The organism is Bifidobacterium apicola (genome assembly GCF_042846865.1).
Taxonomy (GTDB): domain Bacteria; phylum Actinomycetota; class Actinomycetes; order Actinomycetales; family Bifidobacteriaceae; genus Bombiscardovia; species Bombiscardovia apicola.
Map to the genome: position 1 here is coordinate 55,941 of NZ_BAAFQQ010000001.1, position 25,104 is coordinate 81,044.

Sequence of the window (25,104 nt, forward strand, 5' to 3'; positions counted from 1 at the left end):
TTTATGGAAGACCAGACGAAGAAGCAGGACAAGAACGACCGCACCCTGCTGGTCGTCGATGGACATTCGCTGGCCTTCCGGGCCTTCTATGCCCTTCCCGTCGAGAACTTCACCACCTCTACAGGGCAGCCCACCAACGCGGTATGGGGCTTTGCCACTATGCTGGCGGATGTCATGGCCAAGGAAAAGCCCACCCACATGGGGGTGGCTTTTGATGTCAAGGGCGGCACCTTCCGCAATGACATGCTGCCTCAGTACAAGGGCACCCGCGAGGCCGCTCCCGAGGAACTGCTGAGCCAGCTGCCTCTGATCCAGGACCTGCTCAAGGGTCTGGGCATCACCTATATCGAAAAGCCCGGCTATGAGGGTGACGACATCATCGGCACACTGGCAACCATGGGGGAGCAGGCCGGCTTCAAGACTCTGGTCCTGTCGGGAGACAGGGATGCCTTCCAGCTGGTGGACGACGACATCACCGTGCTTTACCCAGGCCACCACTTCAAGAATCTCAAGCACATGACGCCCCAGGCTATCAAGGACCGATACAAGGTGTCCCCGGAGCAGTATCCGGATCTTGCCGCCATGCGCGGCGAAGGCGCCGACAACATCCCTGGCGTGCCTGGCGTGGGCGACGGTTATGCCGCCAAATGGATCAACAAATACGGATCGCTGGATTCCATTCTGGAGCACGCTGACGAAATAGGCGGCAAGAAGGGCCAGGCTCTGGCGGAGAGCGCCGATCAGGTGCGGCTCAACCGGAAAGTCAATGCCTTAGTGCGGGATCTTGACCTGGGTGTGAAGGTGGAAGATCTGCGGTTCGGCACCATCCACACGGATCAGGTCCTGCCCATCTTCGAGCAATTGCAGTTCGGCCCCCAGACCCGCAAGAAGATTCTGCGGGGCTTCAATACGGTTGCCGATTACGATTACTCTCCAGCCTCGGCACTGGTCGATGTTAGCAACAAACAGGAGGAGTTCGTCCAGCCCGAGCGTGACAAGGCGGAGTCCGGCGACCAGCTGCGGGATTGGTGCGAGAAGCATCTGCCGGACAAGGCCCTTTGCCAGCGTTCGGCGGACCATGTCAAGGCCATGGCCGAATCCTTGGACAAGATCAAGGACATCGGCGACTCCGACCAGAATGCCATGCGCTGCAGCGAGGCCATGAAGGAGCACTGGGTTCTCCACGCCATCGGCTGGGCCAAACACGGCGACTATGGCCTGGAGGAGCTGGCCATTCTCTCCATGGACGGGCACGGCCTGGTCCTGATGGCAGAAGACATAGACGAAGATATGCGTGGGGCCATCCAGGAGCTGATCGACCAGCGGATCGGCACCTGCGTGGTCCATGGCTACAAGGAGCACCTGCACCTCTTGGAGAGCCAGGGGTTGCATATGCCTCTGCCCCTGTTCGACACCAAGCTGGCAGGCTACCTGGCTGAACCTGATTTTCATGCCGACAACCTTGAACAGGCCGTTGCCCATTTCCTTGCCATTCCCGTGGAGGAGGAGCCTGAGGCCACCCAGGGGGCTCTGGCCCTGGACGGGCGAGAGGATGAGGACGAACGCCGACGGGGGACTCGGATTCTTCGCCAGGCGCAGTACGTCATGATGGTTTCCGAGCGCCTGCAGGAATTGATGGACGAGCGTCACCAGTACGGTCTGCTGCGCACCATAGAGCTGCCCACCTCCGCAGTCCTGGCGCAGATGGAGACCGAGGGCGCCAAGGTGGACGATGCCCGCCTGAAGGAGATGCACGACCGGTTCGCCGCCGAGGCCCGCCAGGCCCAGGAAATCGCCTGGGATAGGGCCGGCAGCCGTGTCAACCTGCAGAGTCCCAAGCAGCTGAGCAAGGTGCTCTTCGACGACATGGGCCTGGTGCCCACCCATAGGACCAAGACAGGCTCCTATTCGACCAACGTCTCGGTCCTGCAGGACCTCTATATCAAGTCGGTCAACAACGAGCGTGCCAACGACTTCCTGGGCGCCCTGCTCAAGCACAGGGAGACCAACAAGCTCAAGCAGATCGTGCAGACCCTGCGCGAGGCGGTCAATCCACGGGATGGACGGCTGCACACCACCTACGAGCAGACTGTGGCCGCCACCGGGCGGCTGAGCTCGGTGGATCCCAACCTACAGAACATCCCCAACCGGGATGCCCGGGGCCGTGAGATCCGTTCGGCCTTCGTGCCAGGCAACGGATACGAGGCCTTGCTCTCTTCGGACTACTCCCAGGTGGAGCTGCGGATCATGGCCCATCTTTCCGGGGATCAGGCCCTGATCGACGCCTTCAAGTCTGGCGCGGACTTCCACCGGTATGTGGCCAGCCTGGTCTATGACATCCCCATGGAGGAGGTCACCGGAGACCAGCGCTCCCACGTGAAGGCCATGAGCTACGGGCTGGCCTATGGGCTGAGCACCTATGGCCTGGCCCAGCAGCTTAAGATCAGCCCAGCTGCGGCTGACGTGCTGCGTGCCAAGTACTTCGCCACCTTCGGCAAGGTTCATGAGTACCTGGAGTCCCTAGTGGCCGATGCCCGGGAGAAGGGTTACACCGAGACCATGTTCGGGCGGCGGCGCTACTTCCCTGGGCTGCGCTCCAAGCGTCGTCCCACCCGCGAGGCCTCCGAGAGGGCCGCCCTGAATGCGCCCATCCAGGGGTCGGCTGCCGACATCATGAAGATCGCCATGATCAAGGCCAGCCGTGCCTTGTCCGATCAGGGGCTGAAAAGCCGCATCTCCCTGCAGATCCACGATGAATTGCTGGTGGAGATCGCTCCCGGCGAGACCGAAAAGGCCACCAAGCTGGTCAAGGATTCCATGGAACATGCCGTTGAATTGGCCGTGCCCCTGGATGTGTCCACCGGCATCGGCCAGGACTGGGAACTGGCTGCTCACTGACCTGACATGGGGTGGCCCGAGCCTAGTAGGATCCGAGGAGGGATCATCATGCCTGATGAACAGGATGAGGTTCAGAGGCCTTCGGTGCCCCTGGGCCAAGTGGTGGATCTGCTGGAGGGGCTTTACCCTCTGGACTACGCGGAGGACTGGGACCATCCAGGTTTGGTGGCGGGGGATTCGTCCTGGCCAGTCAGACGAATCTGGTGTGCTGTGGACCCTCGGCCCGATGTGGTTCAGGAGGCTCTGGACCACAAGGCCGACCTGCTGATCACTCACCATCCGCTTTTCTTCAGATCGGTCCACCAGGTTTCCGGCCTGGACTTCCGCGGGGATATGATAACCAGACTGATTGAGGGCCACTGTGGGCTTTGGGTGGGGCATACTAACGCTGATGCCGCTTACCGTGGTGTGGCCCAAGCCGCTGCCGATGCTCTTGATCTGCAGGAGGCACAACCGCTGGCCCCTCAGCCGGTCTCAAACCGCGATCTGCACGCGGATCAGGGGATCCAGGTGGGCCTGGGTCGTTGGGGACGGCTTCCTAAGCCCACGCCATTTGAGGATTTGGTCCGTACCGTGGCGGGCCTCTTGCCCAGGACGGCTTTGGGTGTTCAGGCGGTTGGTCCGTCCCAGGCCATGGTCTCTACAGTCGCCCTGCTGCCCGGCTCGGGGGATTCCGAGTTCGACTTGGTTCGATCCACGGGGGCCGATGTCTACATCACCAGCGATTTGCGCCATCACCCTGCCACGGACGCCTACCAACAGGCCCTCTATGAGGCCAGGATGGCCGGTCGGCCCAATCAGCCCAGACCCATGCTGATCAACACCCCGCATTCGGCAATTGAGAGCCTCTGGTTCCGCTACGCCAAGGGAGACATTGCCAGGGCCCTGGAAACTGCTACTGGTGTTCGCCCGCAGGTGGAGGTTTCGTCCATCGTCACCGATCCCTGGACCATGGTGGTGCGTTGACGGCTGAGGATTGATGGTTGAGGAGGAGTGATTTCATGAGCGATGAAGCACAGGATCTGCAGGCACGATTGGCTGCCAGACTGGCCGGTCAGGACGGCCAGGGTCCCAAAGGCATCGATATGACCCGCGCTCCCGAGCTGATGGATGACAGGGAGGTCTTCCACGGCCCGATATTCGTTATCGACCAGCAGCAGGTGGCCATGTTCCGGCGTGACGGTTCCAAGGAAACCATCGACCGGCAGCTCATCCGTCACGACCCCTGTGTGGTCATGCTGGTGCATGACTGCGCTGCCGATGCCTATCTGCTGACCCGCGAATACCGGGTGGGGGCCCAGGCCTATGTCTTCGGCCTGCCAGCCGGCTTCATCGACCCGGGGGAGAGCCCCGTCAAGGCCGTCCTGCGCGAGCTGCGTGAGGAGACCGGTCTGGTGCCCGGGCCCGAGGGTGTGCCGGGCTCAGAAAGCCACCTGGATCCGGAGGACGGCTGGATCGATGCTGCTCCCGATGTCTACTCCTCCCTGGGTATGTGCGACGAGCTTGGACACATTGTGGTCCTGCATCTGTGTCGCTGGCATCGGGGACCCACCGACTTTGACCCGGGCGAGCATATCCAGTCGGCCTGGGTCTCCTGGCAGGAGCTCTGCGCATCGGGAGTCGCAGATGCCAAGGCAGTGGTGGCCATCCAGCATGAGGCCATTCGTCGTCTGCAAAAGCATTGAAGTCGGGCTAGCCGGATTTGAACCGGCGACATCCTGCACCCAAAGCAGGCGCGCTACCAAGCTGCGCTATAGCCCGGCGCCCAACGGTATCACCGTATGGGCACAGTTTATCAATATAGCACAGGGTGGGATCTCCGCTGGTCCAGTAGGACGAGCAAGCAGCGGGAACACCTCTGCGCCTACGGTTACCATGGTGACCATGACAGTGGAAGAGATATGGGCAGCGCCGCAAGCGAGTGGCCCCTTGCATGCAACGGTGACCATTCCGGGAAGCAAGTCCCTCTCAAACAGGTATCTGATTCTGGCGGCTCTGGGAAGTCGCCCCGTCAGGTTGGCCGGTCTGCTCAGATCGCGTGATACAGACCTGATGATTCGCGCCCTGGAAGCCCTTGGAGTGGTCTGTCGAATAGACCCGAGTGATCCTACGAATGTAATGGTTGTCCCGCCGACAGGCGGACGCTTTCAAGGCGGCACCTTAGTTGACTGCGGGCTGGCCGGGACCGTCATGCGGTTCGTGCCGGGTCTGGCCATGCTGGCTGATGGACCGACGCGCTTCGACGGAGACGAGCAAGCCTATCGTCGTCCCATGAGGCCTCTGCTGGACGGACTGACCCAGCTGGGAGCCAAAATCGAGTACCTGGGGGAGGAGGGATTCCTGCCCTTTATGCTGACGCCGCCGGCTCACCTGGTCGGCAGAGAGGTGATCATAGACTCTTCAGCGTCTTCACAGTTCATTTCCGGTCTCCTGCTGCTGGCTGCTAGGGCTGGTGGCACTATGACCATCGTCCACTCTGGTCAGCATCTTCCCAGCCTTCCGCACATAGCCATGACTGTTGAGGACCTGCATCAGGCCGGAGTCCAGGTCCAGGCTGATCCCGACCACTGCAGGTGGAGCGTTGAAGGCAGGGGATCTGCTGGAACGCAGTTGCCTGATCAAGTCCAGGTGGAGCCCGATCTGTCGAATGCGGCCCCCTTCCTAGGAGCGGCTCTGATAGGAGGAGGGCAAGTCAGCGTACCCAATTGGCCGGACCACACCACCCAGCCCGGTGGCTTGCTGCCCAGGTATCTGAAGACTATGGGCGCGAAGGTAGACATGGCTCCTGATGGGCAGGGGAGTGCCGCCTGCAAGGTGACCGGCGGGGAAGCCATACATGGGCTCGGCGACTTCGACCTGTCCCCAGCAGGGGAGATTGTGCCCTCGATCGCAGCCATGCTGGTCTTTGCCGACGGACCCAGTCGTTTGCACGGCATCGCCCACCTGCGCGGTCATGAGACCAACCGGCTGAAGGCGCTTGTCACGGAGATCATCAGAGTAGGCGGCCATGCGGCTGAGTTGGACGATGGCCTTGAGATCGAACCTGTGCCGTCTCAGAATATGCACGGGGCTGCCATGAAGACCTATGCCGACCACCGCATGGCCACCTTTGCCGCCATGATCGGACTTAGAATACCTGGCATCCGGGTGCGCGACATCGGTACCACAGCCAAAACCTTGCCTGACTTTCCAAATATGTGGAAGCGGATGCTGGCAGGCGGCGGTCAAGATTGAACCAGAGCGATTCGAGCGAAAGGAGCCGTGTTATGAATGTCGAGGCTGGCGGGCGGATCTGGCAGGCGGACCTGGATCTGGCCATAGCCATGGCCGATAAGGCCGATCAGGTTACGATGGGCTACTTCATGTCATCGGATCTCAAGGTGGAATGCAAGGCGGACAATACCCCAGTTACCCAGGCTGACAAGGAGGCAGAAGCGGTGATTCGTCGCGTTCTGGCCCAAGCTCGGCCGGACGATACCATTTATGCCGAAGAGCTGGGCAAGCAGGAATCAAACGGCAGGCGGTGGATCATCGATCCGATTGACGGAACCAAGAACTATGTGCGCGGAGTTCCGATATGGGCGACTCTTATCGGCTTGGAGGCCGACCACGAGATGGTGGTCGGCGCGGTATCGGCTCCCATGCTCGGCACCCGCTGGTATGCCGCGCAAGGTCAAGGAGCATACATGGCACGCCAGGGAGAAGAACCCAAGGCGATCCGCGTATCAAAAGTGGACCGGATGGAAGATGCCTCCATGTCCATTTCATCGTTGACTGGATGGAAAGCTATAGAACGCCGGGAGCAGCTTCTTGACCTGACGGATCGGATCTGGCGCCTGCGTGGATTCGGGGACTTCTGGCAGTATATGCTCCTGGCTCAGGGAGCCATCGACCTGGCAGCCGAGCCGGAACTTGATCTCTATGACATGGGTGCGCTGGTGCCCATCGTGACCGAGGCGGGAGGCAGCTTTACGGATCTGGCGGGAAACCCGGGGCCCTGGGGCGGCAATGGTCTTGCCAGCAACGGTCTTCTGCACAAGGAAGCCTTGGAGGCCCTGGGCGACTGAGATATTATAAGCGTATATAAGAAGGCCGGCAACCACAGCAATGTATGTGGTCACCGGCCTATTTGGTTCTTAATACCAAGTCCATAGAACCAAATCTGGACCTTAACCATCCACCATTCAACCATCAGTTGGGTTGAGCGGACAGGTCAGTTCGGCGCTCAGGCTTGGAACTTGTTGCCATAGGCGTCGCCCTGGCTGGCGACAACCTCTGCCTGGCGGGCGATGGAGAGCTCCTCGTTGGTGGGGATGACACAGACGGCGACCGTGCTGTCGGGGGTGGAGATGATCCGGGCCTCCTTGGAGCGCTGGTCGTTCTTCTCCTGGTCCAGCTTCACGCCGAAGGGCTCCAGCTGCTCGACGACCTGGCGGCGCACGATCTCGTCATTTTCGCCCACTCCGGCGGTGAAGGTGATGGCGTCCAGGCCGCCCATCTGGGCAGTGTAGTTGCCGATGTAGCCGACGATGCGGTGGATATAGATGTCCAGGGCCAGTTTGGCATCCTCATCGCCCTCGGCTATCAGCTTGTGGACCTCGCGCATATCGCCATGGCCGGTCAGGCCGGTCATGCCGGAACGCTTGTTGAAGAGGGTGTCCAGCTCATCCACGCTCATGTGGGCGTTGCGGATCAGATGGAAGACAACGGCAGGGTCGATGTCGCCGGTGCGGCCGCCCATGACCAGTCCCTCCAGGGGGGTCAAGCCCATGGATGTCTCGACGGGATGTCCGGAGACCTGCGCCGAAGCGGAAGCCCCGTTGCCAATGTGCAGGACGATCTGCCGCAGTCCTTCTGCAGGCTTGCCTAGCAGGTCGGGAACCAGCTGGCCCACATACTGATGGCTGGTTCCGTGGGCGCCGTAGCGACGGATGTGGTACTGCTTGGCGATGTCCTTATTGAGAGCGTAGGTGGAGGCCTTCTTGGGCAGTTCGAAGAAGAAGGATGAGTCGAAGACGAAGACCTGCGGGGTCTGCGGCATCAACCGGCTCATAACCTCGGCGCCTTCAGCCTCGGGCCCGTTGTGCAGGGGGGCCAGCACAGCCAGATCCTTGACCTGGCTCAAAGTTTTCTTGGTCAGGAGAGCAGGCTTGGGGAAGATGGCTCCGCCCTGGACGACACGGTGGCCCACAGCGATGATGCCGGCCTTGTCCAGATCCGGTCCATACTCCTTGAAGAAGCCTAGGACGCGCTTGAGTCCGGTCTCATGGTCGTGGATGGGCTCCTCAAGCTCATGCTTCTCGCCATTGACCTCGTGCTTGTAATGGCCGTCGGTGGGCTCGCCGATCTTCTCGACCAGGCCCGAGGCCAGGCTCTGGCTGGTCTCCAGATCGACCAGCTGATACTTGATCGAGCTTGAACCCGAATTGATGACTAGGACGGTTTTCGCCATTGGGGCATCCTCCTGATGTATTTGTATAGAGCCTGCGCTCCTCAATCAGTCTTCCAGATTACTCGTCGGCCCTTACAAGGCGCGGTATATTGCCGGGCTGACATAGTTTTGGGGCTGTTGCTGGATCCATGTTGGGAGATGGGAGCCAGCAACAGCCCCGGAGGTTTATAGAGTCATCGATCAGTCCTGGGCCTCGACGGCGGTCAGGGCCACGGTGTTGATGATGTCGGCCACCAGAGCGCCGCGCGAGAGGTCGTTGACCGGCTTGTTCAGCCCCTGCAGGACCGGTCCGATGGCCAAGGCGCCAGAGGTGCGCTGTACGGCCTTGTATCCGATGTTGCCGGCGCTGAGGCTGGGGAAGACGAAGACGTTGACCTTTCCGGCGACCGGATCGCCCTTGGCCTTGGTCGCTGCCACAGTGGGCGACCAGGCCGCATCGAACTGGATGGGGCCCACGATGGGCAGGTCCGGCGCCTTCTCCTTGGCCAGACGGGTGGCCTCTTCAACCAGGTCGACATCCGGGCCCTTGCCCGAGCCCAGGGTGGAGTAGGAGAGCATGCCCACTCGCGGATCCACGCCGAAGGAGCGAGCGGTTTGGGCCGACTGGATGGCGATGTCAGCCAGTTGCTCCGAGGATGGGTTGAGGTTGATGGCACAGTCGGCGAAGACCGCCACATGGTCGGGGAAGCACATGAGGAAGGCTCCGGAGACCAGTGAAGCGCCTGGCTTGGTCTTGATCACCTGCAGGGCGGGACGGACCGTGTTGGCAGTGGAGTTGATCGAGCCGGACACCAGGCCATCGGCCTTGCCCAACACCACCAGCATGGTGCCGAAGTAGGAGGGATCAGCCAGCTGCTTGCGCGCCTGCTCCGGGGTCATGCCCTTCTTGGCACGCAGCTGGCAGAGGCGATCGACCATGGGAGCCAGCACCTGCTCGTCGTCCATGGGCTGGAAGGAGGCCTTGTCCAGGTTGTTGAGGCCAAGTTCCTTGCCGCGCGCCAGAATGGAATCCTTGTCGCCCACGATGATCAGATCGACGATGTCGCGGGCCAGCAGGTAGTCGGCCGCCTTGATGATGCGGTCCTCCCCGCCTTCGGGCAGGACGATGGTCTTCTTGTTGGCCTTGGCCTTGGCCAGCAGATCGTTCTGGAAGGCCACAGGCGTGGTGGCCTTGGGGCTGGCTGCGTCTGCGGCCTTCAGCACCTGATCGACATCCACCTCCTGCTGGAACGTTTGGCTGGTGGCCTGGCGAGCCTGGTCGGCGGACGGATCCGTGTCGAAGTCCATCTTGGAGACGGTCCAGGTCGGCAGATCGTATTCCTGGAAAATCTGGGTAAGTGGCGCCTTCTGCTCAGGCCGGCATCCGGTGATGAAGATGCCGGCAAGCACGGCTCCCTGGGCCTCGATGGTCCGCCGGCAGGCAGCCACAGTTTTCATGACCTGGTCGGGTTCTCTGCCGATGGTGCAGACGGCCAGCATGACCGGGGACCTCAGGTCGGCGGCGATCTGTGCATTCAGTGCAAACAGGTCGGGGTCGAAGAGCTTTGAGGCATCGCTGCCCACGATCAGGACACGTTCAGGATGAGTCGCCTCTACCAGCCCGTCGTAGGCGTTGAGGACATCGGCCCGGGTCTGCATGGTGTCCTCAGTGGCGTGCCCCGGGCACTTGCCACGGCAGATCTCCGGATCTGTGGCGGGGAATGAGCTGGCTGCTACCAGTTCCGGGGTCAATGGGTGCTTCCTGCAGGCGATTGGCCTGAATACGGCTGTCTGCGCTTTGGCGCTCAAGGCCTTGGTCAGGCCGTAGGCTACAACATTGCGGCCGTTGGCGGCTTCTGGGCTGATGATGGTGATGCTTGCAAGACTCACTGTGTCTTCTCCTGTCCGGACGTGGTTGTCTCGATGACTGCTTTGTTCACAACCTTGTCCAGTATAAGACCATTGGCGATTTTCCAGGCCGCAAAAAGGGAACCGCCCGTCATACGGGCTGCGCATGACGGGCGGTTCCAGAATCGGATCAGCGTATTACTCGTTGTCTCCGGCGGTCGCGGCGGTGGCGGAGATGGTCTCCTGGCCGGCGCGGTTGGCATCGGGCCAGACCCAATCAGTGTAATCGGGGTGGTCGTAGCCCTTGTCCACGGCGAACTGGAAGGCCTCGTCGCGGAACTTGGTCCACTTGTCGATCTGGTCGGCGTACTTGTCGGCATCTACCAGCTTTAGAGCGGAGGCGGCCAGGCACCAGCGGTCCATGTTGTTGACGCGCACCATGTCGAATGGTGTGGTGGTGGAGCCCTGCTCCTCGTAACCGTGCACGGAGAAGTTGTCGTGGTTGGGGCGTCCGTGGATCAGGCGGTAGATGGAGCCGGGATAGGCATGGAAGGCAAACAGGACCGGCTTGTCCTTGCTGAAGAGCTCGGTGAACTCCTCGTCGGACAGGGCCTGATCGTTCTCCTCGGCATCCTGGATCTTCAGCAGGTCGACCACGTTGACGAACTGAACCTTCACGCCCAGCTTCTGCAGCATATCGTCGGCGGCCAGGGCCTCCTGGGTGGGGATGTCGCCTGCGGTGGCGATGACGACATCAGCATCCTCTGCGTCCTTGGCGTTGGAGGCCCAATCCCAGCGGGCAGCCCCCTTCTCCAGCTCGGCAGCGGCCTCGTCCACGCTCTGGTAGGTGGCGGCAGGCTGCTTGCCGGCGAAGATGGCGTTGATGCAGTTGGTCGACTTGTAGCAACGCTCACCAACGTTCAGCAGCATGTTGGCATCAGCGGGGAAGTAGATGTTGGCCACGTGGTCGTTGTTGAAGTTCTTGTTCAGCAGGATATCGACGAAGCCCGGATCCTGGTGGGAGAACCCGTTGTGGTCCTGACGCCAGACGTGTGAGGTGACCAGGAGGTTCAGGCCGGCGATGGGCTTGCGCCACGGGATCTCGCGGACGGTGGCCTCCAGCCACTTGGCATGCTGGTTGATCATGGAGTCGATGACGTGCACGAAGGACTCATAGGAGCTCCAGATGCCGTGGCGCCCGGTCAGCAGATAGCCTTCCAGGAAGCCTTCCATCTGGTGCTCGGAGAGCTGCTCGATGACCTGGCCGGTGTGGGCCATGTGCTCGTCGGTCAGTTCCGACAGGTAGTCGGCATCCCACTGCTTGTTGGTCACTTCGTAGGCGGCAGCCAGACGGTTGGAGGCCGTCTCATCAGGCCCGAAGATGCGGAAGTCGGTGGGGTTCTTGGCCAGCACGTCGCGGGTGTAGTAGCCCAGGACGCGGGTGGCCTCGGTGGCGCCCCAGCCATGGCCATGCTTCTTGACATCGATCTCGTAGTCGTGGATGTCAGGCAGCTCCAGCGGCTTGAGCAGACGCCCGCCATTGGCGTTAGGGTTCTCGCCGATGCGCAGCTCGCCCTTGGGCATGAAGCTGGTGACCTCGGGACGCAGGGCTCCCTTTTCGTCAAAGAGCTCCTCGGGCTTGTAAGAGGCCAGCCAGTTCTTGAGAACCTGGAAGTGGGCCTCGGTGTCGCGGGCGGAGGTCAGCGGCACCTGGTGGGCGCGCCAGGATCCCTCGGTCTTCTTGCCGTCAATGAACTTGGGGCAGGTCCAGCCCTTGGGAGTGCGGAAGATGATCATGGGGTAGAATGGACGGGTCATGTCGTCGGTTTCGGCCCGGGCCTTGATATTGCAGATCTTGTCGAAGACGGTCTCCAGCAGGTCGGCGAAGCGACGGTGGATGGACAGATGGTCCTCGTCGTCGAATCCTGCAACGAACTCGAATGGTTCATAGCCCATGCCATGGAAGTACTCATGCAGCTCTTCGTCGGAGATGCGCGAGAGAATGGTCGGGTTGGCGATCTTGTAGCCGTTCAGGTGCAGGATGGGCAGGACAATGCCGTCGGTGCGGGGGTTGACCAGCTTGTTGGACTGCCAGCCGGTGGCCAGAGGGCCGGTCTCGGCCTCGCCATCGCCAACGATGCAGGGCACGAAGAGGCTGGGGTTGTTCATAATGGCGCCGTAGGCGTGGGAAAGGGCATAGCCCAGCTCGCCGCCTTCGTGAATGGACCCAGGGGTCTCAGGCGCGAAGTGGGAGGGAATGCCGCCAGGGTAGGAGAACTGGCGGAAGAACTTCTGCAGGCCAGCCTCATCATTGGTGATCTTGGGGTAGTACTCGCTGTAGGTGCCATCCAGGTAGGACTGCGAGGTGCCAGCGGGGCCGCCGTGGCCGGGGCCCATAATGATCACGGTGTTCTGCTGATGGTCGGCGATCAGTCGGTTGATATGGCCCAGCAGGAAGTTCAGGCCGGGGGTGGTGCCCCAGTGGCCGACCAGACGATGCTTGACATCCTCCCGAGTGAAGGGCTCCTTCATCAGGGGGTTGCTGCGAAGGTAAATCTGTCCGATGGAAAGATAGTTGGCCGCCCGCCAATACTTGTCGACGGCCTCGAGGGTCTCCTCGGCGATTGGGGTCTCCAGCTTCGCCCAGGGGGTGCCGATAACAGGATTCGTCATGTGTACTCCTGCACTTTAGTGCGATTGTTTATTTACCTCGGTTACGGGCTCGCACAGTGTCGTTTCAGGCACCCGTCGAGTCCATACCCAATGACTTCATGGTACGTGAACGAGCAGACTTTTCTGAACGTTTTCTTGCAGTGTGTGTTCGCTCTTGTGAGAAAATGCGATGGAATTGTCTGCTTTGCAGACATGAATGACCATCGAGAGTGCCAATGAGGGCTCAACGACGGTAGCATTGTCGAAAACAGCAACCATACTAGACATGTCTGTAGGCGCGGAATCGCCGCTCACAGATATTCATGGCAGATACAGCATACATATATATAAGGAGTCTTATGGCACAGGGTCCCGTCCTGGTGGTCGATTTCGGTGCGCAGTACGCCCAGCTGATCGCTCGTCGAGTCAGGGAGGCGGGGGTCTACTCCGAGCTGGTGCCTCATTCGATGAGCCTGGACCAGATGCTGGCCAAGGATCCCAAGGCGGTAATCCTCTCAGGCGGTCCAGCCTCTGTCTACGTGGACGGGGCGCCTACTATCGACAAGCGGATTTTCGAGGCTGGGGTGCCCGTATTGGGCATCTGCTACGGCTTCCAGGTCATGGCCCATGAGCTTGGCGGCGAGGTGGACAAGGCGGCCCTGGGGGAGTACGGCAAGACCGAGGCCTTCATCGACAGCGCCAAAGGGATACTGCAGGATTCGCCCGCCCGGCAGGATGTGTGGATGAGCCATGGCGTCGCCGTCAACCGCGCGCCCGAAGGCTTTGAGGTTCTGGCGCATACCGAAGGTGCTCCAGTTGCGGCCATGCAGGATCCTTCCCGGGGGCTGTACGGGGTCCAGTGGCATCCCGAGGTGACCAACACCCCTCTGGGACAGGACCTGATCTATCGCTTCCTGCACCAGTGCGCGGGACTGCCGTCGGACTGGAACGCCTCGGGCATCATCGAGCAACAGGTGGAGAAGATCCGTCGCACGGTGGGTGATGACCAGGTCATCTGCGGCCTGTCGGGCGGCGTCGACTCAGCAGTGGCAGCTGCCTTGGTCCACAGGGCCGTCGGCGACCAGCTGACCTGCGTCTTTGTGGATCACGGTCTGCTGCGTAAAGGGGAGGCCGAGCAGGTCAAGCATGATTTTGTGGCCGCCACTGGCATCAAGCTGATCGCCGTGGATGCCTCGCAGGACTTCCTGACCGCCCTCAAGGGCGTTTCCGAGCCTGAGCGCAAGCGCAAGATCATCGGCGAGAAGTTCATCCGCACCTTTGAAAAGGCCCAGCGACAGGTGATTGAGGAGGCCGGCAAGACCGGCAAGGAGGTCAAGTTCCTGGTGCAGGGCACGCTCTACCCTGACGTGGTCGAGTCGGGCGGTGGAGACGGAGCGGCCAATATCAAGTCCCACCACAATGTGGGCGGTCTGCCCAAGGACGTCAAGTTCCAGCTGATCGAACCGCTGCGCACCCTCTTCAAGGATGAGGTCCGGGCCATCGGCACCGAACTGGGACTGCCTGACCAGATCGTCTGGCGTCAGCCCTTCCCGGGCCCAGGTCTGGGCATCCGCATCATCGGCGAGATCACCCGCGAACGTTTGCAGACCTTGCGCGAGGCCGACGCCATCGCCCGTGAAGAGCTTTCCAAGGCTGGACTAGACCGGCAGATCTGGCAATGCCCGGTGGTGCTGCTGGCCAATGTGCATTCAGTAGGCGTACAGGGTGACGAGCGCACCTATGGCTCGCCGATCGTGCTACGTCCAGTCTCCTCTGAGGATGCTATGACTGCTGACTGGACACGGCTGCCTTATGACGTGCTGGCCACAATCTCCACACGCATCACGAACGAGTGCCCGGGCATCAACCGCGTGGTCCTGGACTGCACTTCCAAGCCGCCGGCAACCATCGAGTGGGAGTGAACGGTTGGGCCGACGCTCATATGGCAATGCACACATATGTGGCAATGCACTCATATGGCATTATTCGGCCCATATGGTTGGTTTCTGATCTCTTTTAGTGCCAAAAGCCAACGAAGCAACTGCCGCAACAGTCATTTGATATGTGCCTTAAGAGAGCGCTAGTGTTCTTGCCGAAGAGGAGCCGATGAACTCCAGTGTCGCGGCTTTTGTTTTCCAGCTCCCCACTGCTATCTCGTCCTATCCGTTAGCATGTTGCGTATTCCCAAACCACTGATTTGGGCATCGTGAGTCGCCCATGGTCGATCAGGAAGCCGCTGATATAGCTTTGACTCAGCGATTATGCTACTGATAAGAGTTGGAACACATGCTGGATGCCGGTTATGGTGTCTACAGTTATGTCATTTTCGTCCATAGAGAGGCTCTATCCCCATTCGCCTTCCCAGTTGGGGAAAGCTATAACCGGCGGTGGCGTAAATAGAAGGTGGGCCTTAATCTTGTCAATTACAGTCTCCACGATAGCGCCTGCCTGACCCTCTCGAGCTTGGAACTGGATTTGACCGTGTCCCTAGTCCATTCGCCTAGGAGCGGTTCATGATCAGGGTGACTGATAGTTCGTGACTTTGGGTAGACCCTAGTCGTCTTGTCTGTCCGTTTGCAAAGCTTGGTAACTCTTCAGAGGGAGCTTTTGAGTTCTGCAGCTCGCGGAGCTAATAGGACGAGGATGCGTCCATCATTAGGATGTTCACAGTCAACGCACGGACTATCTACTCAATGACAGTATTCAATTTAACGATTCCATTGCTTATTTCAATGAGGAAAAAGGAAGCCAGGGGCATATCGGACTCTTGGTATGACACATCGGGCAAGTCGAGTCTCGATTCCTAACATCTTAACCTTATTGCGAGCATTCGGCTCCGTGGGCGAATCGTTTGGATACCTTGTCTTATCGCTTACAGGTCCTTGGCATGGATCATCAGATAGTCCCAGGCGCGGGTGGGGAGGAGGGCATGAAGAGCGACCAGGGGTTTGGCGCCGAAGCCCAAAAGGTAGCGTGGGCGGGGATGGCGTACCGTCGATGCACGGACGATGGCTTTGGCAATGGTTGATGGTTGGGTCAGATGCCTGCTGGAGTACAGCTTGCGCAGTCCGTTAGCAGCTCGGGATCCTGATTGTTGATATGCGCTTTTGCGGGTGGCTGTCTGGAGATGATCGGCGGCTATTGCGCCCCAGTTGGTGGCAATGGCTCCGGGTTCGATCAGGACTACGTCGATGCCGAAGGGACGCATTTCCATACGCAGAGCGTCGCTGAAGGCTTCAAGGGCATACTTGGTGGCATGGTACCAGGCACCCATATAGGTGACCATTCGGCCTGCCATGGATGAGGTGTTCACGATGCGGCCGCGTCTGGCTTGGCGCATGGCAGGCAGCACCAGCTGGGTCAATCGGGCGAGGCCGAAGAGGTTGACTTCGAATTGTCGACGGACCTCGTCAATGGAGACCTGCTCGACCGGGCCATAGGAGCCGTAGCCGGCGTTGTTGACCAGCAGGTCGACCCGCTTTTCCTTCTGCAGAATTCGGGCCACAGCCTTTTGAATGGATGCAGAATCGGTCAGGTCCATCTGCACGGCTGTCACTCCCTTGTCGGCCAGTGGCTTCAGTCGTTCGACTCGTCGTCCTGCAGCATATACGCGGTATCCATGATCGGCGAGCATTCGAGCGGTTTCATACCCTATGCCGCTGGTGGCTCCAGTGACCAGCGCCACTCGATTGGTCATTTCCTCACCCCTTTTTGACCGACATTTCCAAGAACTCTGTCTCTTGCCTGTCTTTGAGGCACAGTATATGACAGCATTTCGCAGTGAAGACATAAAAAGCCAGACGAGGGCGGTCTGCTCGTCCACGTCTGGCAATGCGACTATAACGAAGACCTTATGCCTGCACCATTTCCAGCAGGAGGTTGTTCAGTTCGGCGGCCGTTGGATAAGCTTTCTGGGTGCCTCGATGCGTGACGCTGATTGCCGCATATCTGTTGGCGTGGCCCAGAGCTGTTGGCACATCCTCGCCCTGCGTGTAGTAGTGGGCGAACGAGCCGATGAAGGCATCGCCGGCGCCAGTGGTATCCACGGCTTCAACCGTGACCGCAGGCACCAGCAGCTCCTGGTCGGCGCTGACCCATAGGGCGCCCTTGCCGCCCATGGTGACAATCAGGTTGCCTACCCCACGCTTAATCAAGTTCCGTGCTGCGGCCTTGATCTCGTCCAATGTCCCTGTGGGCATTCCAGTGAGCGTTGCCAGCTCGGTCTCATTCGGCGCAAAGAAGGCCACTCTGGATACATAGTCGATGTTCAGATCGTCATTGGCTGGCGCAGGGTTCAGCAGGACCGGGACGCCGTAATTCTCTGCCAGTTCGATTGCATGGTAGTTCGTCTCCAGGGCGATCTCTTGTTGGAGAACGATCAGTTTCGACCCCTTGATCAGGTCTTTTTTGTCATCCAAGGCAGCGGGGGTCAGCTGCTTGTTGGCGCCTTTGACGATCAGGATTCGATTATCGCCGCTGGTGTCCACAAAGATCGGCGCCACGCCGCTGCTTCCACCAGCGATACCGATTCCCTCGGCTCTGATGCCATTGCTGCGGTAGTTCTCCAGCTGCTGTCTGCCGAATTCGTCCTTGCCGACCATGGTGATGAAATTGACATCTGAACCCAGACGGGCGGCAGCGATGGCCTGGTTGGCCCCCTTGCCGCCGAACCCCATCTCGAATTCAGGAGCTTCCACAGTCTCTCCCTCGACCGGCATGCGATCGACAAAGGTGGTCAGCTCATACATATTGGAACCGATGACAGTGATGTCAGCCATATTCTTCTTTACCTTTCCAGGCCGGTGGTTACCAGGAATGAACGCTTTTCCTGGGGCTTCAGATGGATCAGGGTGCCCGCTTTCTCAGCGGCGGCGCGGCCCTCGGGCGTGCTGGTGCCGGGCAGAGCAAAGGCCGCCACCTGCTGATCGGCGTTGTACAGGATCCAGCGGGTGGCGATGGGGAATTGCTCTGTGCTGAACCGTGTCAGGAAGTTGTGCTCGGCATTCAGATGGAGTCGGAATTCGGCTATATCCGTGAACTTGGTCAGGTTCTGGGAGAAGAAGACGATCTCAGGGTCGTAATGGCTCTCATCGTTCAGGTCATTGATCAGCTCGCCGCTTGTCTTGAGCTCTTCGTTGTAGGCCAACCATTGCGCAGTGGGATGGACGTGAGCCGGAACGGTCTGGCGCAGGCGGAAAGCCTCGTCAGGCACGTTCTGTTCCATGCGCCCGCCATGCACATAGGCGTAGTTCATATGGCACATGTATTGCAGAGGCATGGTTTGGCAGTGGGAGAGGTTGGTGACTTCCAGGCCGATGTCGAAGAGTCCGGAATCCGCGTGCAGCGTTACGAATGGCCGACTCAGGTAGTGGTCGCCGAACCCTTTGACATATTCGAATTGTCCATGTATTGACATGGCTTCTTCTTCGGATTCCAGCCAGGCGCTGTCCATGCGGCTGGTCGCAGCTTCGCCGTGGAGCTGATAGTCATCCTCGGGGGCGGGCGTTCCGCCGCCGAGGAGACCTGACGTGAACTGGAAGCAGCCGTAGGTATCAGCGATGCCGGTGCCGGGCAGAGGCTGAGAGAACATGTCCTTCATCTTCAGGCTGATGGAGTCGAAGACCGCATCCCAAATGATCAGGCCCATGTAGGGCAGGAGGGTGAGCTGGCCGCGTGAGTTCTCCAGACGGATCGCTTCAACTCCTGATGGGTAGGTGAAGGTGACGGCTTTGAAATCATCGTCCTGATAGAGGGTGAATTCGGCCGAGCCGAACATGTCATGATTGAGATGGAGCTGTTGCATAGTTGATTTTCCTTTCATTGGCTTTTCCGGGCGTCTTCAGCCTTGAAGGCGCGCATCTTCGCCGTGGAATAGACGGCGACGACCGCGAAGCAGACCACATCAATGAGGAAGGACAGGGACATGTTCGAGATGTCTGCAAGGAATCCCTGCACAACAGGGATGAAAGCCCCGCCCATGATGGACATGACGATGATGGCGCCCGCTGTTTCCGTGTGGCGCTTATCGGTTACCGTCTCCAAGGTCTGGGAGTAGATGGTGGCCCAGCAGGGTCCGAACAAACCCGAGACGATGATGGCCGCATAGACGGCGCTCATGTTGCGCACCAGGATGACGTAGACCAAGGCTGCTAGTCCGAAGGCTGAGAACCACTGCAGAACCCGGGCGGGCTGGATGGACTTCATCATGAAGTTGGCAATAACCTTGCCTACGAAGAAGGCGACATAGCTGTAGATCATGAAAGTTGATGCCGAACGTTCATTGATCGAGGAATTGAGCTCCATGGCCAATCTGATGGTGAAGGACCATACAGCCGTCTGCATTCCTATATACATGAATTCGGTGAAAATTCCCCAAAGGAAGCGGCGATTGTGCGCAAGATAGGCCAGTGTCTCGCCGATGCGCGCCTGAGGCTGCTGCTTGGTGGAATCCACCCTGGGCTTGCCTGAAGGGAACTGCGTCAATGCGAAAAGCACTAGGGCGACCAGCAGGACGAAGATGATGTATTTGTAAGGCAACAGCGTATGTTGAAGGGCGCGCTCGCCGAAGGTGATGCGGGCCTGTCCGTGAAGCCCTTCCATCTGCTTTTCCAGGCTCTGGCCTGCACCGAAGATCAGGTATTTGCCCAGCAATATGCCTGCTATGGCGCCAAGCGGGTAAAAAGTCTCAGAGATGTTAAGCCGCAGAGTGGCATACTTCTTAGGTCCCATGAGGGAGCTGAAGGTGTTGGCCGAGGTCTCCAGGAAGCTTAAGCCGCAGGCCAAGGCGAACAGGGCGATCAGGAAGAAGCCGTAGGTGGCCATGCGCGAGGCTGGGAAGAAAATCGAACAGCCGATGGTGTACAGCGAAAGGCCGATCATGATGGCGACCTTGTATGAGGTCTTCTTGATGATGAGCGAAGCCGGTATGGCGATCAGAAAGTAGCCCAGATAAAAGGCTGTCTGTACAAAGGCGCTGGCGACATTGGACAGGGTGAAGATGGTCTTGAACTGGGTTATGAGTATGTCATTGAGACTGGCGGCCGCTCCCCAAAGGGGGAATAGACAGGAGAGCAGGATGTACTGGAGCATCGGCGTCCTGTCCAGGTATCCATCATCCAATTCCTGCGCGCGCAGTCTGAATGGATGAAAGGATGCTTTTGGACGCTTCTGTAAGGTTGTTGATTGCATGAACCCCTCCTTGGGTTTGCATTCGGTGGCCGCCGCATTGCGTATGCCGAGAATATAAGAGTCGGTCCGGGGGCCGGCCCCCGGACGCCGAGGTCAGGCCTTGCCGATGATGGCCATGCTGGAGCTGGTGCCCAGCCGTTCCACACCTGCCTTGATCAGGGCCTCAGCCTCTTGCCTGGTGTGGATGCCGCCGGCGGCCTTGATGTGAATTCTGTCGCCGACTGCTTGTTTGATGACTTCGATGTCGTGCACACTGGCCCCACGGCTGGCGAATCCAGTGGATGTTTTGACGAAATCAGCGCCTGCGTCGGCCACCAGCCTGCTGGCCCGCGCGATCTGCTTATCGTCAAGCAGAGCTGTCTCGATGATGACCTTGATGACTTTTCCTGCCTGATGCACGGTCTCGACGACTGCACGAATATCCTTGGCAACGAGCTCCTCTCGACCGCCCGTCATTTCGCCGATGTTGATTACCATATCCAGCTCATCGGCTCCGTTTGCGATGGCTTCCCGGCTTTCGGCGACCTTGCTGGCTGTGGTGTTGGCACCCAGGGGGAAGCCGATGACGCAGGCAGTCAGGACATCCGAACCTTTGACCCGCTCATGGACGTGGGAAACCCAGTAGGGGTTGACCATGACCGAATAGAAATGATTGTTCAGGGCTTCGTCGATGACCTGGTCGATCTGAGCGAGTGTTGCCTCCGGCTTGAGCAGCGTGTGATCGATTAGGCGATTGATCTGCATGATTGTTACCTCCTTGTGGGCATCACTGTAACAGTCAATGCACGGAAGTAAAATGCTAAAATGAACATATGTTCAAAAACTGAAGCTCGAACATCACATGACGTGACGCTGTCATTGGCTGCTGTTTCCGCACGACTAGGAGAAGAGGAAGTTTCATGATCGACGATGAACAGCATAGGAATCAAGCTGTCACAGTCTGTCACTGGTATTACGAGGAGGGCTTGGGTCAAAACGCCATCGCCCGCAGACTGGGCGTTTCTCGCCCGACGGTTTCGCGTCTTCTGGCCTACGCCAGGCAAGAAGGGCTTGTTCGGGTTATCATCGCGGACCCTCATGCTGATTTGCAATCCCTGGCCAGAAAACTCAAAGTGACTTTCGGCCTGCGAGATGTCAGGCTGTCATATGATTCGACCGGTGACGAAGAGGCCATCAGAGATAGACTAGGCGCGGTTACAGCGGATTATCTGGCGGAGATTGTCGGCGATCACGACCGTTTGGGGATCAGCTGGGGGAGGACCCTCAAGGCTGTAGCCGATCATCTGCGACCTAATGAGCACAAGGATGTATCGGTGGTGCAGCTGAAGGGAAGTGTCTCCGCATCTGACTTCAACAACTATGCCGCGGATATCGCCTTGAAATTCGGCATGGCCTTCGGCACCACCACTACAGTGCTGCCCCTGCCGGTCATCTTCGACAACGCATTGACTCGGGATATTGTGCTCAAGGACCGTTTTATAGACAGGATTGTTCGTCAGGGCGATCGGACCGATATCGCCTTGTTTACCTGCGGAACCGTTCGTGACGATGCCATGCTCTTCAAGCTGGGATATCTCTCCCGTAGGGAGATTGCCATGCTGCAGCACAAGGCTGTCGGCGATGTGCTTTCACGATTCATCGCTGCCGATGGCTCCATTGCGGATGACGGCATTGACGCGAGAACGGTAGGGATACAGCTGAATCAGCTGCGCAAGAAGCCCTGCTCCATACTGGTGGCGGGAGGTCCTTTCAAGATAGCATCCATGCGGGCGGCTCTTCTTGGCGGCTATGCCAACGTGCTGATCACGGATTCGCAGGCTGCCATGCGTCTGCTTGAGGAATGAGCGAGCCTATGCAATCAAGGGAATTACGCCGTCTGGTATGGATCTTCAGATGCCTGTCGCGTCCATAATTGCGCAAGTGCTTGGTCAAATAATGGTCGCCTTTTGGGATTGATGAAACTTCGCTGTACGCTTATTGTCAATGCTGATTGCAGATTCCGCAGGAGGTTTCAGTATGCAGGGCACACGATTTACCTATTGGTGGCACGGATTCGATCTGTGACGCCGGGTGCCTTGCTGGAACGGTTGCACGGATCGGAATCCACCGGCCCTGCAGTCGTCGACAGCATTTCCCGTGCATCGTCACCCCATAGTCGGTAGGACAGCACCAGCGACAATGGTTGCAGTAACCGCATGGGAAAGGACAAGCCAATGACATTGGCGGATCATATGAATGCCAGAGTTAAAGCTCTGGCGCCGAGCGACATTCTCGGATTCAACAGGGAGATCGCTGGTATTGACGGCATCGTGAAGCTGACTCTTGGGGAGCCGGACTTCTTCACCCCCGAGCATGTCAAGCAAGCGGGCATCCAGGCCATCCAAGACAACCACAGTCATTACACTGAGAGTCGTGGCATGCCCAGTCTGCGTAAGGCGGCGGCGGACTATCTTCACGACAAGTATGGGCTGGACTGCGACCCTGACAGGCAGATTGTGATTACGGCCGGGGCTACTGGGGGCATCTTCTCGGGCCTTACCGCCATGATCAACCCGGGTGATACGGTCATCCTGCCCACGCCCATCTTTCCGCTCTACATTCCTATTGCTCAGCTGAGCGGAGCCAAGACCGTCTTCGTCGACACCTCTGATGACGGATTCATTCTCAAACCTGACAAGCTGGAGGCTGCCATCGAAAATAGTGATGGTCCTGTCAAGGCCCTGGTGCTCAACTATCCGACCAATCCCACCGGCGTGACCTATGCTCGCGAGGATCTGGAGGCTCTGGCCCAAGTGGCGCGCAAGCACGGCTTCTTCGTGCTCAGTGATGAGATCTACGCCGAGCTGACCTACCAGGGCACCCATGTATCCATGGGCACCATCCTGCCCGAGCAAACGGTCGTTCTGGGCGGGGTTTCCAAGTCCCATGCCATGACGGGATGGCGGGTCGGCATCGCCGCCGGCCCCGCAGATGTCATTGACCAGATCGGCAAGGTCAATGAGTTCACGGTCACTTCAGTGACCACCAATGCCCAGTATGCGGCCCAGGAAGCTCTGACCAAGGGCATGAACGACACGGACCCGATGCGCGAGGCCTACCGCATGCGGCGGGATTATCTGGTTAAGGCCCTGCCCGAGGTTGGTTTGGACGTCATTGATCCCAAGGGCGCTTTCTATATCTTCGCCCGGCTGCCCGAGGGCATGCGCGACAGCTGGAGCTTCGTCTACGACCTGGCTCGAAAGGCCAAGGTGGCGGTGATCCCCGGAGCAAGCTTTGGACCGGGAGGAGAAGGCTATGTCCGCATCTCCTATGCGGCCTCTATGGAGGATCTGCACACCGCCGTGGAGCGGATCGGCCACTATATGCGTGAACATCGCGGCTGATTCCTCCGGCTATTCATTCGACAATTATCATCTAACAACCATCAATGAAGACAGTCATCAAGGACAAGAAAATGACCAGCATTCTCATGTATTCAGTACGTCCGGACGAGCAGGAGGCCATTCGGGCCTGGGCCCAAGCCAATGACATTCAGGTGGATACCACCCAGCGCGATCTGGACATGAAGACCGTGGACATGATCAAAGGATACGACGGCATCGTCATCCAGCAGCATGCCGCTCTGCCCGAACCAGAGCTCTACCAGCGCCTCAAGGAGTATGGCCTCAAGCAGCTGACCCTGCGGATCACCGGGTATGACATCGTCAACCTGCAGGCCGCTCGGGAGAACGGGCTGGTCGTCACCAACGTGCCTGCCTACTCGCCCCGGTCGGTCTCCGAACTGGTTCTGGCCCAGGTCATGCGTCTGGTTCGGCATCTGGGGGAGGCCAGCGCTCGCGAGGCCAAGGACGACTATACCTGGGATGGGCTCCAGGCTCACGAGATTCATAACCTGACCGTGGGGATCATCGGAGCCGGCAAGATCGGATCGGCTGTGGCCAGGATCTTCCGTGCCCTGGGCTCCACCGTCATCGCCAACGACCCGGTTCATCGCCCCGAACTGGCGGACACCCTGGACTATGTGGATCTGCCCACCCTTTTGAAGCGGGCCGACATCGTCACCGTTCATACGCCGCTGGACGAAACCACCCACCATCTGATCAACGCACAGGCCCTGGATGCCATGAAGCCCTCAGCCTTCCTGATCAACGCCGCCCGCGGCCCTATTGTGGACACCCCGGCCCTGATCGAGGCCCTGCAGTCCAAGTCCATCGCCGGTGCCGCCATCGACACCATTGAGGGTGAGGCGGGCATCTTCGAAAAGGATCTGAGTGGGACCAAGGTCGGCAACCAGGCCCTGGAAACCCTCAAGGCTATGCCCAATGTGGAGGTCTCGCCCCACATTGGCTTTTATACCGATGCTGCAGTGACTGCTATGGTCGACATCTCCCTGAACGACGTGAAGACCATTCTGGAGGGCGGCACCAGCGAGCATCAGGTTGACTGACTGACGTTATTGTTTTCGCGACCCGGACCGGGCGCCGACCTGCTCAGGCTGGATTCTGAGCAAAGGTGACGGTCCCGGTATCCGGGTCCATGCTTTCCACGATGGCCAGGGACTTGAGGTTGTATCCCTCTTTGCGCAGGGTACGGCCGCCCTCCTGGAAGCCCTTCTCCACGGCGATGCCGATGCCCTCAATGACGACCTTGGCGTCGTGGCAGATGTCGATCAGACCGTGCAGGGCGTTTCCCTTGGCAAGGAAGTCGTCAAGAATAAGCACGTGTTCGTCCTCATCGAGGAAGCGCTTGGCCACGATGACGGGATACTCCCGTTGCTTGGTGAAGGAGTAGATCCTGGCCGTGTACTGGTCGCCGTCAAGGTTGATGGACTGGGTCTTCTTGGCGAAGACCACCGGAACGTCGCCGAAGTGGCGGGCGGCCATACAGGCGATGCCGATGCCTGACGCTTCGATGGTCAGAATCTTGTCGACCCGGTGCCCAGCGAACAGGCGGGCCCATTCAGCGCCCATGTGGTCGAAGAGCCGCACGTCGCACTGATGGTTGAGGAATGCGTCCACCTTGAGTACATTGCCAGGCTTGACCGTGCCCTGGCGGCGGATTCGCTCCTCAAGTTCCTGCATGTCATC

18 protein-coding genes and 1 tRNA gene are annotated in these 25,104 nt (G+C 59.3%); 9 read left to right on the plus strand and 10 right to left on the minus strand.

Going from position 1 to position 25,104, the window contains the following annotated elements; genetic code table 11:
• Positions 1-3: 3 nt before the first annotated feature.
• From polA to ACGG9J_RS00255, 3 genes are read left to right on the plus strand one after another with little or no spacing between them, the layout of a single operon-like run.
• On the plus strand, positions 4-2,898 hold the full coding sequence (gene polA / locus ACGG9J_RS00245) for a DNA polymerase I (RefSeq protein WP_390132543.1): 2,895 nt from the start codon (positions 4-6) through the stop codon (positions 2,896-2,898).
• 48 nt (positions 2,899-2,946) lie between these two features.
• Positions 2,947-3,864: a Nif3-like dinuclear metal center hexameric protein gene (locus ACGG9J_RS00250; RefSeq protein WP_390132545.1), complete on the plus strand. Its 918-nt coding sequence runs from the start codon at positions 2,947-2,949 to the stop codon at positions 3,862-3,864.
• A gap of 35 nt (positions 3,865-3,899) precedes the next feature.
• A complete protein-coding gene (locus ACGG9J_RS00255; protein ID WP_390132547.1) occupies positions 3,900-4,583 on the plus strand; it encodes an NUDIX hydrolase in 684 nt (227 codons plus the stop codon).
• Positions 4,584-4,585: 2 nt separating this feature from the next.
• Here ACGG9J_RS00255 and ACGG9J_RS00260 read toward each other — a convergent pair.
• Positions 4,586-4,659 (minus strand) — tRNA-Pro (locus ACGG9J_RS00260).
• Between the two features lie 117 nt (positions 4,660-4,776).
• On the opposite strand from ACGG9J_RS00260, the gene aroA reads away from it, so the two are divergent.
• Both aroA and hisN read left to right on the plus strand, forming a co-directional pair.
• The gene (gene aroA, locus ACGG9J_RS00265; protein WP_390135267.1) at positions 4,777-6,132 is read left to right on the plus strand and encodes a 3-phosphoshikimate 1-carboxyvinyltransferase; all 1,356 of its coding nucleotides are present in this window, start codon (positions 4,777-4,779) and stop codon (positions 6,130-6,132) included.
• Positions 6,133-6,164: 32 nt separating this feature from the next.
• On the plus strand, positions 6,165-6,965 hold the full coding sequence (hisN, locus tag ACGG9J_RS00270) for a histidinol-phosphatase (protein ID WP_390132549.1): 801 nt from the start codon (positions 6,165-6,167) through the stop codon (positions 6,963-6,965).
• Between the two features lie 158 nt (positions 6,966-7,123).
• Here hisN and ACGG9J_RS00275 read toward each other — a convergent pair whose 3' ends face one another.
• From ACGG9J_RS00275 to ACGG9J_RS00285, 3 genes are all read right to left on the minus strand, one after another.
• A complete protein-coding gene (locus ACGG9J_RS00275) occupies positions 7,124-8,350 on the minus strand; it encodes an acetate/propionate family kinase (RefSeq protein ID WP_390132551.1) in 1,227 nt (408 codons plus the stop codon).
• Positions 8,351-8,530: 180 nt separating this feature from the next.
• Positions 8,531-10,219, minus strand: coding sequence for a phosphate acetyltransferase (pta, locus tag ACGG9J_RS00280; RefSeq protein ID WP_390132553.1), 1,689 nt, complete (start codon positions 10,217-10,219; stop codon positions 8,531-8,533).
• A 156-nt stretch (positions 10,220-10,375) separates the two neighbouring features.
• Positions 10,376-12,850, minus strand: coding sequence for a phosphoketolase (locus ACGG9J_RS00285; RefSeq protein ID WP_390132555.1), 2,475 nt, complete (start codon positions 12,848-12,850; stop codon positions 10,376-10,378).
• Positions 12,851-13,188: 338 nt separating this feature from the next.
• On the opposite strand from ACGG9J_RS00285, the gene guaA reads away from it, so the two are divergent.
• Positions 13,189-14,751: a glutamine-hydrolyzing GMP synthase gene (gene guaA, locus ACGG9J_RS00290; protein ID WP_390132557.1), complete on the plus strand. Its 1,563-nt coding sequence runs from the start codon at positions 13,189-13,191 to the stop codon at positions 14,749-14,751.
• 950 nt (positions 14,752-15,701) lie between these two features.
• On the opposite strand, the gene ACGG9J_RS00295 is transcribed toward guaA, so the two are convergent.
• The 5 genes from ACGG9J_RS00295 to deoC all read right to left on the minus strand — a co-directional run bounded on the left by ACGG9J_RS00295 (position 15,702) and on the right by deoC (position 20,761).
• Positions 15,702-16,526, minus strand: a complete 825-nt coding sequence (locus ACGG9J_RS00295) for an oxidoreductase (protein ID WP_390132559.1) — start codon at positions 16,524-16,526, stop codon at positions 15,702-15,704.
• Positions 16,527-16,680: 154 nt separating this feature from the next.
• The gene (gene rbsK / locus ACGG9J_RS00300; RefSeq protein WP_390132561.1) at positions 16,681-17,607 is read right to left on the minus strand and encodes a ribokinase; all 927 of its coding nucleotides are present in this window, start codon (positions 17,605-17,607) and stop codon (positions 16,681-16,683) included.
• An 8-nt stretch (positions 17,608-17,615) separates the two neighbouring features.
• Entirely contained in the window at positions 17,616-18,632 is a 1,017-nt protein-coding gene (locus ACGG9J_RS00305) for an aldose 1-epimerase family protein (RefSeq protein WP_390132563.1), read from the minus strand.
• A gap of 14 nt (positions 18,633-18,646) precedes the next feature.
• Entirely contained in the window at positions 18,647-20,017 is a 1,371-nt protein-coding gene (gene fucP, locus ACGG9J_RS00310; protein ID WP_390132565.1) for an L-fucose:H+ symporter permease, read from the minus strand.
• A gap of 93 nt (positions 20,018-20,110) precedes the next feature.
• Positions 20,111-20,761, minus strand: coding sequence for a deoxyribose-phosphate aldolase (deoC, locus tag ACGG9J_RS00315; RefSeq protein WP_267430489.1), 651 nt, complete (start codon positions 20,759-20,761; stop codon positions 20,111-20,113).
• 155 nt (positions 20,762-20,916) lie between these two features.
• On the opposite strand from deoC, the gene ACGG9J_RS00320 reads away from it, so the two are divergent.
• The 3 genes from ACGG9J_RS00320 to ACGG9J_RS00330 all read left to right on the plus strand — a co-directional run bounded on the left by ACGG9J_RS00320 (position 20,917) and on the right by ACGG9J_RS00330 (position 24,464).
• Positions 20,917-21,861, plus strand: coding sequence for a sugar-binding transcriptional regulator (locus ACGG9J_RS00320; RefSeq protein ID WP_390132567.1), 945 nt, complete (start codon positions 20,917-20,919; stop codon positions 21,859-21,861).
• Between the two features lie 369 nt (positions 21,862-22,230).
• Positions 22,231-23,400 (plus strand): aminotransferase class I/II-fold pyridoxal phosphate-dependent enzyme, encoded by a 1,170-nt coding sequence (locus ACGG9J_RS00325; protein ID WP_390132569.1) that lies wholly within the window; start codon positions 22,231-22,233, stop codon positions 23,398-23,400.
• Positions 23,401-23,471: 71 nt separating this feature from the next.
• Positions 23,472-24,464 carry a D-2-hydroxyacid dehydrogenase gene (locus ACGG9J_RS00330; RefSeq protein WP_390132571.1) on the plus strand — a complete coding sequence of 331 codons (993 nt, stop codon included), beginning with the start codon at positions 23,472-23,474 and terminating at the stop codon, positions 24,462-24,464.
• 43 nt (positions 24,465-24,507) lie between these two features.
• Here ACGG9J_RS00330 and ACGG9J_RS00335 read toward each other — a convergent pair whose 3' ends face one another.
• Positions 24,508-25,098 (minus strand): xanthine phosphoribosyltransferase, encoded by a 591-nt coding sequence (locus ACGG9J_RS00335; protein ID WP_390132573.1) that lies wholly within the window; start codon positions 25,096-25,098, stop codon positions 24,508-24,510.
• Positions 25,099-25,104: the final 6 nt, after the last annotated feature.

What these genes read in the sequence shown, in the direction of transcription:
- fucP (WP_390132565.1), bottom strand. Translation starts at nt 20,017, where the DNA reads ATGCAATCAACAACCTTACAGAAGCGTCCAAAAGCATCCTTTCATCCA.
- ACGG9J_RS00255 (WP_390132547.1), top strand. Translation starts at nt 3,900, where the DNA reads ATGAGCGATGAAGCACAGGATCTGCAGGCACGATTGGCTGCCAGACTG.
- ACGG9J_RS00335 (WP_390132573.1), bottom strand. Translation starts at nt 25,098, where the DNA reads ATGCAGGAACTTGAGGAGCGAATCCGCCGCCAGGGCACGGTCAAGCCT.
- ACGG9J_RS00295 (WP_390132559.1), bottom strand. Translation starts at nt 16,526, where the DNA reads ATGACCAATCGAGTGGCGCTGGTCACTGGAGCCACCAGCGGCATAGGG.
- ACGG9J_RS00285 (WP_390132555.1), bottom strand. Translation starts at nt 12,850, where the DNA reads ATGACGAATCCTGTTATCGGCACCCCCTGGGCGAAGCTGGAGACCCCA.
- ACGG9J_RS00250 (WP_390132545.1), top strand. Translation starts at nt 2,947, where the DNA reads ATGCCTGATGAACAGGATGAGGTTCAGAGGCCTTCGGTGCCCCTGGGC.
- ACGG9J_RS00325 (WP_390132569.1), top strand. Translation starts at nt 22,231, where the DNA reads ATGACATTGGCGGATCATATGAATGCCAGAGTTAAAGCTCTGGCGCCG.
- ACGG9J_RS00320 (WP_390132567.1), top strand. Translation starts at nt 20,917, where the DNA reads ATGATCGACGATGAACAGCATAGGAATCAAGCTGTCACAGTCTGTCAC.
- deoC (WP_267430489.1), bottom strand. Translation starts at nt 20,761, where the DNA reads ATGCAGATCAATCGCCTAATCGATCACACGCTGCTCAAGCCGGAGGCA.
- rbsK (WP_390132561.1), bottom strand. Translation starts at nt 17,607, where the DNA reads ATGGCTGACATCACTGTCATCGGTTCCAATATGTATGAGCTGACCACC.
- polA (WP_390132543.1), top strand. Translation starts at nt 4, where the DNA reads ATGGAAGACCAGACGAAGAAGCAGGACAAGAACGACCGCACCCTGCTG.
- ACGG9J_RS00330 (WP_390132571.1), top strand. Translation starts at nt 23,472, where the DNA reads ATGACCAGCATTCTCATGTATTCAGTACGTCCGGACGAGCAGGAGGCC.
- ACGG9J_RS00275 (WP_390132551.1), bottom strand. Translation starts at nt 8,350, where the DNA reads ATGGCGAAAACCGTCCTAGTCATCAATTCGGGTTCAAGCTCGATCAAG.
- ACGG9J_RS00305 (WP_390132563.1), bottom strand. Translation starts at nt 18,632, where the DNA reads ATGCAACAGCTCCATCTCAATCATGACATGTTCGGCTCGGCCGAATTC.
- guaA (WP_390132557.1), top strand. Translation starts at nt 13,189, where the DNA reads ATGGCACAGGGTCCCGTCCTGGTGGTCGATTTCGGTGCGCAGTACGCC.
- hisN (WP_390132549.1), top strand. Translation starts at nt 6,165, where the DNA reads ATGAATGTCGAGGCTGGCGGGCGGATCTGGCAGGCGGACCTGGATCTG.